General features: G+C 40.1%; 11 protein-coding genes. 7 read left to right on the top strand and 4 right to left on the bottom strand.

The annotated features are described in order from the left end of the window. Nucleotides 1-9 precede the first annotated feature (9 nt). The 4 genes from radA to MR041_RS03355 all read left to right on the top strand — a co-directional run bounded on the left by radA (nucleotide 10) and on the right by MR041_RS03355 (nucleotide 6,102). Nucleotides 10-1,365, top strand: coding sequence for a DNA repair protein RadA (radA, locus tag MR041_RS03370; RefSeq protein WP_242092172.1), 1,356 nt, complete (start codon nucleotides 10-12; stop codon nucleotides 1,363-1,365). Nucleotides 1,366-1,437: 72 nt separating this feature from the next. Further along, nucleotides 1,438-4,842, top strand: a complete 3,405-nt coding sequence (gene ileS, locus MR041_RS03365) for an isoleucine--tRNA ligase (RefSeq protein WP_242092171.1) — start codon at nucleotides 1,438-1,440, stop codon at nucleotides 4,840-4,842. A 4-nt stretch (nucleotides 4,843-4,846) separates the two neighbouring features. Next, on the top strand, nucleotides 4,847-5,221 hold the full coding sequence (locus MR041_RS03360; RefSeq protein WP_242092170.1) for a TraR/DksA family transcriptional regulator: 375 nt from the start codon (nucleotides 4,847-4,849) through the stop codon (nucleotides 5,219-5,221). Between the two features lie 248 nt (nucleotides 5,222-5,469). Continuing rightward, nucleotides 5,470-6,102: a lipoprotein signal peptidase gene (locus MR041_RS03355; RefSeq protein WP_242092169.1), complete on the top strand. Its 633-nt coding sequence runs from the start codon at nucleotides 5,470-5,472 to the stop codon at nucleotides 6,100-6,102. Here the strand turns inward: MR041_RS03355 and MR041_RS03350 are convergent. From MR041_RS03350 to MR041_RS03335, 4 genes are read right to left on the bottom strand one after another with little or no spacing between them, the layout of a single operon-like run. Beyond that, nucleotides 6,099-6,662, bottom strand: a complete 564-nt coding sequence (locus tag MR041_RS03350) for a 5-formyltetrahydrofolate cyclo-ligase (RefSeq protein WP_242092168.1) — start codon at nucleotides 6,660-6,662, stop codon at nucleotides 6,099-6,101. The two genes, MR041_RS03355 and MR041_RS03350, sit on opposite strands and share 4 nt — an antisense overlap. Before the next feature lie 3 nt (nucleotides 6,663-6,665). Beyond that, complete coding sequence (locus MR041_RS03345) at nucleotides 6,666-7,637, bottom strand: succinylglutamate desuccinylase/aspartoacylase family protein (protein WP_242092167.1); 972 nt, start codon at nucleotides 7,635-7,637, stop codon at nucleotides 6,666-6,668. A 3-nt stretch (nucleotides 7,638-7,640) separates the two neighbouring features. Then, a complete protein-coding gene (gene rimK, locus MR041_RS03340; RefSeq protein ID WP_242092166.1) occupies nucleotides 7,641-8,516 on the bottom strand; it encodes a 30S ribosomal protein S6--L-glutamate ligase in 876 nt (291 codons plus the stop codon). Then, on the bottom strand, nucleotides 8,494-8,937 hold the full coding sequence (locus MR041_RS03335) for an ATP-dependent zinc protease family protein (protein WP_242092165.1): 444 nt from the start codon (nucleotides 8,935-8,937) through the stop codon (nucleotides 8,494-8,496). Before MR041_RS03335 ends, rimK begins: the two co-directional genes overlap by 23 nt. 85 nt (nucleotides 8,938-9,022) lie before the next feature. On the opposite strand from MR041_RS03335, the gene uvrC reads away from it, so the two are divergent. From uvrC to MR041_RS03320, 3 genes are all read left to right on the top strand, one after another. After that, a complete protein-coding gene (gene uvrC, locus MR041_RS03330; RefSeq protein ID WP_242092164.1) occupies nucleotides 9,023-10,816 on the top strand; it encodes an excinuclease ABC subunit UvrC in 1,794 nt (597 codons plus the stop codon). Nucleotides 10,817-10,902: 86 nt separating this feature from the next. Further along, a complete protein-coding gene (locus tag MR041_RS03325; RefSeq protein ID WP_242092163.1) occupies nucleotides 10,903-13,122 on the top strand; it encodes a patatin-like phospholipase family protein in 2,220 nt (739 codons plus the stop codon). 187 nt (nucleotides 13,123-13,309) lie between these two features. Then, nucleotides 13,310-14,467: a homogentisate 1,2-dioxygenase gene (locus MR041_RS03320; protein ID WP_242092162.1), complete on the top strand. Its 1,158-nt coding sequence runs from the start codon at nucleotides 13,310-13,312 to the stop codon at nucleotides 14,465-14,467. The last annotated feature ends 3 nt before the right edge of the window (nucleotides 14,468-14,470 follow it).

The raw sequence follows: 14,470 nt of genomic DNA, 5'->3' as shown, positions 1-14,470 counted from the left end.
TATAGGCTCATGGCCAAGGTAAAAACAACATTTTTTTGTCAGAACTGTGGCAATCAATACGCTAAATGGCAAGGTCAATGCAATGCCTGTAAAGCATGGAATACCATTGTTGAGGAACTCATTCAGAAACCTGAGAAGAGCGACTGGAAGTCGTCCTCTGTGGTTAAGCGGTCGTCTAAACCCTTAAAAATAAATGCTATTGATACTTCCAGTGAACCTCGCTTAAGCAGCTATGATGCTGAGTTTAATCGTGTTTTAGGAGGGGGTATTGTCCCTGGTGCTGTAACCTTGTTGGGGGGTGAGCCGGGAATAGGTAAAAGTACACTGCTCCTTCAAATAGCCTTGACATTACCCTATAAAACCTTATATGTTTCCGGAGAGGAAAGTCAGAAGCAAATTAAAATGCGAGCGGAGCGGATTCATGCTTCAGATACGAACTGTTATATTTTAACTGAAACAAAAACACAACATATCTTCAAGCAAATTGAAGATTTGGAGCCTGAGGTCGTGATTATCGATTCCATTCAAACCTTGCATAGTGACTATATTGAATCGTCAGCCGGGAGTATTTCACAGATTAAGGAATGTGCCACGGAACTGATAAAGTTTGCAAAAGAAACCGCAACACCTGTTTTATTGATAGGTCATATTACTAAAGACGGTCATATTGCCGGGCCTAAGATTTTAGAGCATATGGTCGATACGGTATTGCAGTTTGAAGGCGATCGTAATCATGTGTTTCGAATTTTAAGGGCCCATAAAAACCGATTTGGATCTACCAACGAGTTAGGTATTTATGAAATGCAGGGATCGGGCTTGCGAGAGGTGACTAATCCATCTGAATTGCTGATTTCCCAAAAGGATGAGGCGCTTTCAGGAAATGCCATAGCCGCTACTTTAGAGGGTATGCGTCCGTTAATGATCGAGGTTCAGGCCCTGGTGAGTACTGCCGTTTATGGCACACCTCAGCGTTCCGCCACAGGATTCAATGCTAAACGTCTAAACATGATATTGGCCGTGTTAGAAAAGCGAGCAGGTTTTCGTCTTGGGGCCAAAGATGTATTTTTAAATATTACGGGAGGAATTACAGTCGACGATCCGGCAATAGACCTCGCCGTTGTAGCAGCTATTTTATCCTCGAATGAAGATAGGCCGCTGCAAAGTGACCTGTGTTTTGCGGCTGAGGTGGGTCTGTCCGGAGAAATCCGCCCAGTGCAGCGCGTGGAGCAGCGCATTTTAGAAGCTGAGAAATTAGGGTTTTCTTCAATTTTCATATCGAAATACAATAAGATTTCATTGAAGCCTGAATCCATTACGATTGAGTTGGTTTCAAAGATCGAGGATATCGTAAAATTTATTGTCTAAATTACAGCAATTCCATAAGTCGTTTTTTATCAAAATTCCTTAAATTCGCGAACTTATAAGATTTAGGAGTAAATGAGTGTGAAATTTGCTGAATACAAAGGACTTGACTTGCCGAAAGTAGCGGAAGAAATTCTAAGCTACTGGCAGGAAAATAACATTTTCGATAAGAGTGTATCTTCTCGGGAAGGACATGAGTCGTATGTGTTTTATGAAGGTCCTCCATCAGCCAACGGTCTTCCCGGAATCCACCATGTCATGGCTCGCGCGATAAAGGATATATTTTGTCGATATAAAACTCAAAAGGGATTTCAGGTAAAGCGCAAGGCAGGTTGGGATACCCATGGTCTGCCCATTGAATTAGGTGTAGAAAAGGAACTTGGGATTACAAAGGAAGATATCGGTAAATCCATTTCGGTTGAAGACTATAATGCCGCTTGCAGAAAAGCTGTGATGCGCTATACGGACGTATGGAATGATTTAACTCAGAAAATGGGCTATTGGGTGGATATGGACGATCCGTATATTACCTATGAGCCTAAATATATGGAAAGTGTTTGGTGGTTGCTCAAACAAATCTACGATAAGGAATTGCTGTATAAAGGGTATACCATTCAGCCCTATTCCCCAAAGGCGGGAACCGGATTGAGCTCTCATGAACTCAATCAACCGGGAACTTACCAGGATGTGACCGATACCACGGTTGTAGCACAGTTTAAGGCGAGGCGTGAAACCCTTCCGGACCTGCTCCAGGGTTTTGGTGATATTTACTTTTTAGCCTGGACCACAACCCCGTGGACCCTGCCCAGTAATACCGCATTAACTGTGGGTCCGAAAATAGAATATGTTTTAGTAAAAACATATAATCAATATACCTTTGAGCCTGTTCATGTCGTATTGGCTAAAAAGTTGGTCACTTATCAATTTTCCGGGAAATTCGTCCAGGTTGATGAGGATTCAGAATTATCGGCTTATCAGTCCGATGCGAAGAAAATACCTTATTATATAGAGAAGGAATTTATCGGTAAAGATTTAGTGGGTATCCGATACGAGCAGTTATTGCCTTATGCGTTACCCTATCATCATCCTGAACACGCATTTCGTATAATTTCAGGAGATTTTGTCACCACTGAGGATGGTACCGGTATTGTGCATACAGCACCCACCTTTGGTGCTGATGATGCCCTGGTGGCCAAGCAAGCGAAACCGGAAGTTCCACCGATGCTCGTCAAAGATGAAAATGGCAACCTGGTACCATTGGTTGATCTGCAGGGCAGGTTTAGACCGGAAATGGGACCATTTGCAGGGAAGTATGTAAAAAATGAGTATTATAACGATGGGGAAGTTCCGGAGCGATCGGTAGATGTTGAACTTGCCATAAAATTAAAAGAGGAAAATAAGGCCTTCAAAGTTGAAAAGTACAAGCACAGTTATCCGAATTGCTGGCGCACGGATAAACCCATTCTCTATTATCCTTTAGACTCCTGGTTCATTAAGGTGACCGATGTTAGAGATCGGATGTTTGAGTTGAATGAAACCATTAATTGGAAACCAAAAGCCACGGGAAAAGGTCGATTTGGAAATTGGTTGGCTAATGCAAACGATTGGAACTTGTCACGATCGCGTTATTGGGGTATACCATTGCCCATTTGGAGAACCGAAGACGGTAAAGAAGCGAAGTGTATTGGTTCTGTAAAGGAACTCAAAACCGAAATGGCAAATGCCGTTGAAAAAGGTGTCATGAAGGCCGATATTTTTGAAGATTTTGAAGTTGGTGACATGTCCGATACCAATTATGCAAAAATCGATTTACATAAGAATATTGTGGATCAGATCGTGTTGGTATCTGAAAGCGGACAGCCCATGACCCGGGAAAGTGATCTGATTGATGTTTGGTTTGATTCGGGTTCGATGCCATATGCCCAGTGGCACTACCCCTTTGAAAATAGTGATTTAATAGACGAGGGTAAAACCTTCCCTGCCAATTTTATTGCTGAAGGTGTTGACCAGACACGCGGATGGTTCTACACGCTTCATGCCATTGGCACCATGGTTTTCGATTCGGTGGCCTATAAAAATGTGGTATCCAATGGACTGGTCTTGGATAAAAACGGACAAAAAATGTCCAAACGCTTGGGTAACGCCGTAGATCCCTTCAAAACGCTTGGAACCTATGGTGCAGATGCCACGAGATGGTACATGATCGCCAATGCCAATCCCTGGGATAATTTGAAATTTGATTTGGAAGGTGTTGAAGAGGTCAAGCGGAAATTTTTTGGAACGCTTTACAATACCTATTCCTTCTTTGCCCTGTATACCAATTTGGATAATTTTGATTATTCTGAGCCGGATATGCCTTTAACTCAGCGACCTGAGCTGGACCGTTGGATTCTTTCGGAATTGCATACCTTGATTCAAAAGGTTGACGCCTTTTATGCCGACTATGAACCCACTAAAGCGGCAAGGGCCATATCGGATTTCACTCAGGATTATTTAAGTAATTGGTATGTGCGTTTAAGTAGAAGACGTTTTTGGAAAGGCGATTACCAGCAGGATAAAATTTCTGCATACCAGACCTTATATAGCTGTATGACCACTATTGCTAAACTTGGTGCGCCCATTGCGCCCTTCTTTATGGATAGGTTGTATTTGGATTTGAATGCCGTTACCAAAAAGGAATTGTTTGAAAGTGTGCATTTAGCCGATTTTCCGACCTTTGATGTCTCCTTTGTCGATAAGCCATTGGAACGCAAAATGGAAAACGCCCAGACAATATCATCATTGGTATTGTCGTTAAGAGCTAAAGAACGGATTAAAGTAAGACAACCACTTCAAAAAATTATGATACCGGTTGATGGTCTGCAACAAAAGGAAGAAATTGCAGCGGTATCGGATTTAATAAAGCACGAGGTCAATGTCAAGGAAATAGAGCTTCTTGAGGATGCATCGGATATCCTGGTGAAGAAAATAAAGCCAAATTTTAAAGTACTTGGGCCACGTTTTGGTAAGGACATGAAAGCCATAGCCAACGCGGTGATGAACCTGACGTCGGAGGATATAAAAAAAATAGAACAAAATGGTATTTTAGATATTGCTATTAATGGAAAAAATATTACATTAGAACACACTGATGTGGAAATAACATCTCAGGATATCGAAGGTTGGCTGGTGGCCAATGAGGGCGCCTTAACTGTTGCATTGGATGTTACGATCACAGATGTGTTGCGTAGAGAAGGTATCGCCAGGGAATTGGTAAACCGAATTCAAAATTTGCGTAAAGATTCAGGTTTTGAGGTAACGGATCGGATTAATGTCACGCTCCAAAAAGATGATCAGATTGTCACTGCCATCGAAACCAATATTGATTATATTAAAACAGAGACATTAACAGAAGAATTAAAAATTAAAGATGAAATAGAGGAAGGTATTGAAGTTGCTTTTGATGATGTAAATACCAAACTTTTCATTCAAAAACATTAGAGAAATGGGAGAAAATGTAAGATATTCAGATAAGGATTTGAGCGAATTCAAGGCACTGATTCAGGAAAAGATCAGAAAAGCACAGCACGATTTAGAGCTCATAAAAAGTGCCTATATGAACGATCATAATAATGGTACTGACGATACATCGCCAACGTTTAAGGCATTCGACGAAGGTAGCGAAGTCATGAGTAAAGAGTCAAATTCTCAATTGGCCATACGTCAGGAAAAATTTATCAGGGATTTGAAGAATGCGCTCATTCGGATTGAGAACAAGACCTATGGTGTTTGTCGGGTCACCGGAAAACTTATAAACAGGGAACGTTTAAAGTTGGTACCACATGCTACCCTGAGTATAGAGGCAAAAAATATGCAATAAAGGTTTTACGTCCTACAGGCCCTCTGATAAACTTAAATTATATAGTTAGGATAGAACGGTTAAGTTTACATTGTTAACCGCCTTGCAGGTACGCAATTTTTTTAATTTGGTAAAAGTGATGTTTCAAATTAAAAAAATCATGTACTTTTGAAACGTCTCTTTATGGAGACGTTTTTTATTTTTAAAAGGGTACAAGAAACACCTGTCTACGTTGAAGGCAGTGCGTTGCAAGAGCCTGAACAAGTCTTATGTCACTGAAAAAATCCATGATTCTCATTCTAATTATTTTATTGATCGACCAGATTAGTAAAATATACGTGAAGACCCATTTTGTTCTAACCGAGGACATTACTGTCTTCAGTTGGTTTAAGATCTATTTTATTGAGAATGATGGCATGGCCTGGGGGACTAAGCTCAGTGATTTTATCCCCATCATTTCAGATAGAATGGGTAAAATTGGACTCACTTTATTTCGTATCGTCGCGATAATTGGAATAGGCTATTGGTTATATAGTGCCACGAAAAAGGGTAGTCCTAAAGTATTAATTCTTGCCATAGCCCTTATTTTTGCAGGTGCCCTGGGAAATATTATCGATTCCGTTTTTTATGGTGTCTTATTCGATGACAGCTATGGTCAGATAGCTTCTTTTCTACCTGAGGCCGGAGGTTATGATACGATATTTCACGGAAAAGTGGTGGATATGTTATATTTCCCTCTGTATAAAGGGTATTTGCCGGAGTGGTTGCCCATTTATGGAGGTGAGTATTTTACCTTTTTTGAACCGGTTTTTAATGTAGCCGATGTAGCGATAAGCACCGGTTTTATTATGCTCATTGTATTTAATAAAAAAGCCTTTCCAAAAAATGAAGATGTCGATTAAAACTGAAATATTTGTTTGGGTGTCACGCAATAATTCAATGTAATATCAGTGTCGTACAGGCCATCAATACGATCTTCAGCCTCAAAAAAGGACAATCCTATTTTTACTGTATCCGAGTTGCATTCAGATAAAAACGTATCGTAAAATCCTTTGCCGTAGCCCACACGATGGCCTTGTTTATCAAAGGCCAAAAGAGGCACAAACACCACGTCTATAGCCTGGTTTTCAATTTCAATACCTCCAGCAGGTTCAGGAATACCCCATGCATTATTTTTAAGGACCGTATTATCGGTTAACAGATAGTTCGTCATCAATCCGGTATTAAAATCGCTTTTAGAAATGACGATGTTTTTGTCTTTTCCCGAGAGTATGTTCAGGATATAGTCGGTATTGATTTCTTTCTGTTTTACTATGGTGAGAAATACATGATAGAATGAATGCTCCCAAACAGGTAATTTTAAAAGTTGGTTTGCAATAGCCAAACTCAGGTCATCAATATCATTCTGGGTTAAATGATGGCGGAGGCTTTTATATTTCCTTCTCAGCTCAGCTTTCGTCATGGATCACTTTTTAAGTCTGGTAGTAATATGAAATAAGGCATCGCCCTGATAAACGATTGGAGATTCATTGACGTTTATAATGTATCCGGAACTTACAGCGCGAACAAAGTAGTTAAACTTACCATAGGGATCTGTAATATTGCCTATGATATCTTCTTTTATGACCTGGGTTCCAATGGCTACTGAGGCCTTGAACATACCAGAATATTTGGCACGCTGCCATTTACTGTCTATAATAAAGATGCATTCCTTTTTTGGTTTTGATGACTTAAAAACGGTCTTCAGCATCCCCATGTGTTTTAAAACCCGTTTGGAACCGTTAACACCCGAGTTGGTTATTGTTTCATCAATATGAAAGGATTTTCCGCCTTCAAAAAGTAATAGTGGTTTCCCTAATTTATTGCAGGTTGTCCTGAAGGATTTAGACAAGTTTTTAGAGTATAAAACAAAGGGAGGCCCAAATACCTTTGCGAGTATGTCAAGGTCTTTTTTGTCTTTGGCATATCTTAGCTGAGGGGCATTAAACCGTCCCGAACCGCCTGTATGAAAATCAATAATTAAATCGGCGTGCGGTAGCACTTCGTTGATAAGTTTATGGGCTACCCGGCTCGCTAATGACCCATTGGGGCTGCCGGGGAATACCCTGTTTAAATCCCTTCCGTCAGGGAATTCACGTTTTAAATTAATGAAACCAAAAATGTTTATTACCGGAATGCAAATTATGGTACCAATTTTAGGCCGGTTAATACCTTTTGCGATAAGTTGTCTTATAATTTCAACACCATTTACTTCGTCTCCGTGAATCCCAGCCGTAAACAAAACGGTAGGTCCGGGTTTTTTCGATCGTTCTATGATTACTGGTACATTTACCGGGGAAGAGGTATGTAAATTAGCCACACTAAAGTTAACCTCCTTGCTTTCGCCGGGTTTAACAGTCTGATTTAAGATGACCAGGGGTTCATTTTCAGTACTCATAAATTAACTCCGATTTCGTTCTATATAGGTAATAATACTTTTGGCTATATTTTTACCTGTTGCCCCTTCGATACCTTCTAAACCAGGCGTTGAATTCACTTCAAGTAACAAAGGACCTCTATTCGACTGTAACATGTCTACGCCACAGATAGGTAATTTAAGAGCGCGCGACGCTTTCATCGCCACTTTTAATTCGGCCTCATTGAGTTTAATAACCTCTGCGGATCCACCGCGGTGCAGATTGGACCGAAATTCGCCTTCTTTACCCTGCCGCTTCATAGCACCGACCACATGCCCATCAACCACCAGGGCTCTTAAATCGGCCCCTTTGGCTTCTTTAATATACTCCTGTACCAAAGCCCTGGCCTGAAGTCCGTTAAATGCTTCCAATACAGATTCTGCGGCATTTTTAGTCTCTGCCAACACCACACCTAAACCCTGAGTGCCTTCCAATAATTTAATGATAACCGGTGTACCTCCAACATGAGAAAGCACCTGGTCGATATCCCGTGAATAATTAGTGAACACCGTTTTTGGCATACCAATGCCTGCTTTAGAAAGGCGTTGGAAACTGCGCAATTTATCCCGCGACCGAATAATGGCATCAGAGGTGACAGAGGTAAACACGTTCATCATTTCAAACTGTCTGACCACGGCGCAGCCAAAAAAGGTTACAGAAGCACCAATGCGGGGAATTATGGCGTCAACATAGTCCAGGTAACGATCCTTATAATAAATCGTAGGTTTCTCTTTCTCGATAATGATATCGCATTTCAGGGGGTCGATAACTTCCATATAATGCCCCCTGTTTTCACCCTCGTTTACCAAACGCTGTGTAGAATATAAACTGGAGTTTCTAGAAAGAATAACTATATTCATGCTGACATGTTAAATAGGATACGTTTTCCAAATCGACATCAACCAAAAATTTTCGTTTTAAAAATTGTCGGCCAATAAGTACGGGAAACTTCATATCGTCTCTGGTGCTTAAAGTTAAGTTAATCTTGTAGGTTTTTCCAAAAAATATAACTTCAGATTTTACTTTGTAACGGTTTTCCGCATAACCATTGCTGCTTTTCACATTGGTATGTGTGAAGGTGTCAAAAACAATTTCTGTTTTACCGAAGTTTTGATGTACGGCACTGTTAAAAATGCATCGCAATGTTCCGTATTCTTCAATTATTTGGGAACAGTGTATGGCAGAGGTATACGCACCGGTATCAATTTTAACATCAATGTTATAAAGGCCAAGTTGCGGAAAGTCGACAACATCGACGCGACCAATAATTCTTTTACTCATTTACAAAATTAAAAAGCGGCGAAAGGTAGTAAATTAGTAAATTCAAAATACATTAAATTTCAAATATTAATTACCTTTGAGAGTCATGGACATTCCGGCTTTAGAGATACAATTAAAAACCCTACCAAGTCAACCTGGAGTTTATCAATATTTTGATAAGGAGGGCACAATATTGTATGTCGGAAAAGCCAAGAATTTGAAGAAAAGGGTGAGCTCCTATTTCAACAAAGTGCACGAAAATGGCAAAACCAAAGTCCTGGTTAAAAAAATTTTTCGAATAAAGCATATAGTGGTTGAAACTGAAACCGACGCATTGCTTTTGGAAAATAATTTGATAAAGAAGCATAAACCGCGATACAACGTGATGCTTAAAGATGATAAGTCCTATCCCTGGATTTGCATTAAAAATGAACGATTTCCCAGAGTCTTTTCGACAAGGCGCGTGTTTAAAGGAGGTGGTACCTATTTTGGGCCATATACCAATGTAAAGACAGTACAAACTCTTCTGGACTTGATAAAGGGACTGTACAGTTTACGCACCTGTAATTATCAGTTATCAGAAGAAAAAATTAATGCCGGTAAATTTAAGGTATGTCTGGAGTATCACTTAGGAAACTGTAAAGGGGCATGTGAGGGTTTGGAAACAGAAGCAGAATACAATGAAAATATTAAGGCGATTAAGCAAATTTTAAAGGGGAATTTCAAAGATTCTTTACATCAGTTTAAACATCAAATGCAGGAATTTGCTAAAAACATGCAGTTCGAGGAAGCCCAGAGAATAAAGGAAAAGATTGAAGTTTTAGAGAACTATCAGGCGAAATCTACAATTGTAAACCCAAAAATCAGCAATGTGGATGTCTTCACTATCGTGAGTGATGAAAGCTATGGATACATTAATTTTTTACAATTATCATATGGTGCCATTATCCGATCTCATACCCTGGAGTTGAAGAAGCGACTGGATGAAACAGATAAAGAATTGCTGGAGCTTGGAATTACGGAACTCCGACAACGATTTCATTCTAAATCTAAAGAAATTTATGTGCCATTTAAGGTTGACCTGGGAGATGAAATAAAAATTACAATTCCAAAACTTGGGGATAAAAAACATATTTTGGATTTATCGCTTCGCAATGCAAAATATTTCAGGATGGAACGGTTTAAACAACTAAAAATTGTGGATCCTGAAAGGCATGCTAACCGCATTATGGCGCAAATGAAAGCCGATCTCAGGCTTCCAAATGAACCGAGACATATAGAATGTTTTGATAATAGTAACATTCAGGGAACCAACCCGGTCGCTGCATGTGTGGTGTTTAAAAATGGCAAACCAAGTAAAAAGGATTACAGGCATTTCAATATTAAATCCGTAGAAGGTCCCGATGATTATGCCTCAATGGAAGAGGTGGTTTACCGTCGGTACAAGCGCTTGTTGAATGAAAACCAGCCTTTGCCACAACTCATCATAATTGATGGAGGCAAAGGACAGTTGTCGTCGGCCTTAAAAAGTTTGGAGACTCTGAACCTTAGAAACAGAATAGCTATTATTGGAATTGCCAAACGATTGGAGGAATTATTCTATCCGAATGATCCAATTCCTTTATATTTAGATAAAAAAAGCGAGACCTTGAAAGTTATACAGCAGTTACGTAATGAGGCCCACCGTTTTGGTATTGAACATCACAGGAATAAACGAAGTAAAAAAGCATTAAACACGGAACTGGAAACGATCAATGGTGTGGGTGAGAAAACAGTTGTCGACTTATTAAAGCATTTTAAATCGGTCAAGCGAGTGGCAAATGCGAAACTGGATGAACTCGAAGCGGTCGTCGGTCCGTCACGAGCAGAAAAGGTGTATAGCTATTATCATCCGGAGTAATGAAGTTAATTTTAAAAAGCCCTTTGCTTTTTAGTTCTAATGGAATTTATTTAAAAGAGGTATTGAAATTAAAAATTAACATATTAATGCTTAGCGTTTTTGTATGTGTTCAGATGCATGCGCAATTCCACATGCAGGAACGTCCTACTAAAAAAGTAGGATTGGTGCTAAGTGGTGGCGGTGCCAAAGGCTTGGCGCACATTGGGGCGCTACAGGTAATAGACAGCCTGGGGATAAAGATTGATTATGTTTCAGGAACCAGTATGGGTGCAATTATAGGGGCTTTATATGCTTCCGGATATTCCGGAAATGAGTTGGATTCGATTTTTAGACAGATTAATTTCGATGCCATCATTAACGATGCACTGCCCAGGGCTTCGAAGGCGTTTTATGAACGCGGCAATTCTGAAAAATATGCCATTTCCCTGCCTTTTGAAAACTTTAAAATAAAGTTGCCATCAGCCTTATCGAGAGGACAAAATGCCTATAATGCGCTATCCAAGCTTTTACTTCATGTCAGCCACATTGACTCTTTCGATAATCTGCCTATTCCATTTTTTTGTATTGCTACCAATATAGAAACTGGTGAACAAGTTATTTTGAATCAGGGGAATTTAACGCAGTCGATATTGGCCAGCGGCGCCTTGCCTTCACTCTTTCAACCGGTGGTAATCGGTGATATGGTTCTAACAGATGGCGGGGTGGTCAATAATTATCCCATCGATGAATTGCGCGCCAAGGGTGCAGATATTATAATTGGAATAGATGTTCAGGACGGTTTACGTAAACGGGATGAACTCACTGCTGCACCGGATGTCTTGCGTCAGATAAACAATTTCAGGACCATCAATACCATGAAGGTAAAATCGAAAAAGACGGATATCTATATAAAACCCGATATTAAAGATTTTACCGTGGTGTCATTTGACGAAGGGGCGTTGATTGTAAAAAACGGTAAAGAAGCGGCACTTGATAAAGCAGAGGAACTCAAGACGATCCTCGAACATCAGGAGCGTCCTTACAGGGCTAAAGTCAAAAAGGAAATTGGGGACAGTATCCAGATAAATCAAATTTATGTCAAGGGAAATAAGCGCTATACGAGAGCCTATGTTCTGGGGAAATTGAAAATTAAAGGTGGTGAAAAGATAAGTTACAAGACCTTTGAAAAGGGGGTGAACAATCTGGTCGCCACAAATAATTTCGATTCCTTTTACTACGAAATCGTCAAAGGCGAACAGGAGGAGGCCTATAATTTATTTGCCAATGTCAGTGAATCACAACCGACGACCTTTTTGAAACTTGGAATTCATTACGACGATCTCTATAAAAGTGCAGCCTTGATAAACGTGACTAAAAAGCGATTCTTATTTAATAATGATATTGCTTCCCTGGATGTTGTTTTAGGGGATCATGTGCGCTATAATTTCGAGTATTTGATCGACAAGGGCTTCTACTGGAGTATTGGATTACGGTCACGATATAACGCCTTTAATAAAGGGATTAGTGCGCAGTTGTTACTTGATGAGAATGAAATAGAGGTCTCCGGAATTAACAAGATAGATGTGGAACTGGAAGACCAGACCAATCAGTTTTATTTACAAACGCTTTTCAGGAAAGATTTCGCCCTGGGCCTCGGTTTTGAGCATAAGCGCCTGGAAGTGAAATCTGAAACCCTTAGCACAACAAACCCGAACGACGCGTTTTTATTTGAAAACACGGATTATTTCAGTGTCTTTGGTACGCTGAAATTAGATACTTATGACAATAGGTATTTTCCTAAGAGGGGGGTGTATTTCGATGGTGATGTACATCTTTATTTTGCGGCCTCCCATTTTAATGAAGGCTTTGAAGACTTCTCGATAGCAAAGGCCAAAATGGGCTATGCGTTTTCAATACATGACAAGCTAGCCATTAATTTGGGGGTTAGCGGTGGTTTTAAGCTTGGCGATAAATCGACACAGACCCTTGATTTTGCCTTAGGAGGCTTCGGGAATAACCTGATTAATAATTTTATTCCGTTTGTGGGATACGATTTTATATCGCTTACCGGGAATAGTTATGTTAAGGCCGCCGCAATGGCGGATTATGAGATATTTAAAAACCACCATATTACTCTGGAAGGCAATTGGGCCAATGTTGAAGACGATATATTCGAGACCGGAGAATGGTTCACCCTTCCGGATTACAGGGGTTATGCCATAGGTTATGCCTTGGACACATTTATTGGTCCAATTCAGGCCAAATATTCCTATTCGACGGAACAAAAGAAGAGTATTTGGTATTTCAATGTCGGGTTTTGGTTTTAATCCCCTTAAAAAAATTACGATATTTGCTATCTATGCATTTGTTTTGGAACGATTTATTGTTATTTCTACACTATCTAATCAAGAGAAATCCTGAGTAAGCAGGCATTTTTTTGTATTTTTATATGTATTTGATTTTTAAGTTTTATTAAGTAAAACTTTCAGTACCTAACTTTTAATAATTAAATAAATGCCATTTTATCATACTTTGGGGAAGATACCCCACAAGCGTCATATACAATTTAGAAAGCCTGATGGAAGTTTGTATTACGAACAGTTGTTCGGTACGATTGGATTCGACGGCATGTATTCCAACAGTTATCACGAACAGCGTCCAACACAGGTTAAAGCCATAAAAAAGCAGTACAGTGTGGCCCCTAAAATTGCCAAGTCCAACAACATCCAGTCCTACAGGTTAAAGGGCTTTCAGGTAAAGCCTGAAAAAGATTTTTTAGAAAGCAGGAAAACGGTACTGGTAAATCAGGACTGTGCCATTGTTTTGTCGGCGCCAAAGGAATCCACAAAAAATTACTTTTATAAGAATACCGATGCGGATGAGCTCATTTTTGTCCATAGAGGTACGGGGAAGTTGCGGACCATGTTTGGAAATCTCGATTTTAAATACGGGGATTACCTCTTGATCCCTCGTGGGATCATTTACAAAATCGATTTTGACACAGCAGATAATCGGTTGTTCATTGTCGAATCCCACAGCCCTATTTATACCCCTAAGCGGTATCGCAACTGGTTTGGGCAGTTGCTTGAACACTCCCCTTTTTGTGAGCGCGATATCCGTAAGCCCCAGGAATTGGAAACATACAACGAGTCGGGAGACTTTCTAATGAAGGTAAAGAAGAAAGGCGAAATCATTGAAATGATTTATGCATCTCATCCTTTTGATGTTGTTGGTTATGATGGGTATAACTACCCCTATGCATTTTCAATACACGATTTCGAACCCATTACCGGACGCATTCATCAACCACCTCCGGTGCATCAGACCTTTGAAACGAATGCCTTCGTTGTGTGCAGTTTTGTGCCGCGATTATACGATTATCATCCGCAATCCATACCGGCACCATACAATCACAGCAATATTGATAGTGATGAGGTCCTGTATTATGTAGATGGTGACTTCATGAGCAGGAATGATATTGAAGCAGGCCATATTTCCCTGCATCCCGCAGGAATACCACACGGACCACATCCGGGGGCGGCCGAAAGAAGTATTGGCAAGGTAAAGACCGATGAGTTGGCGGTCATGGTTGACACGTTCAAACCCTTAATGGTTACGGAAGAGGCCATGAAGATAGCTGATAACGACTATTACAAATCGTGGTTGGAATAGCGG

Origin of the sequence: Aestuariivivens sediminicola (assembly GCF_022662015.1) — a bacterium.
Lineage (GTDB): Bacteria > Bacteroidota > Bacteroidia > Flavobacteriales > Flavobacteriaceae > Aestuariivivens > Aestuariivivens sediminicola.
The sequence above is the reverse complement of the archived record's forward strand: the minus strand, read 5'-3'. Positions and strand labels throughout refer to the sequence as shown.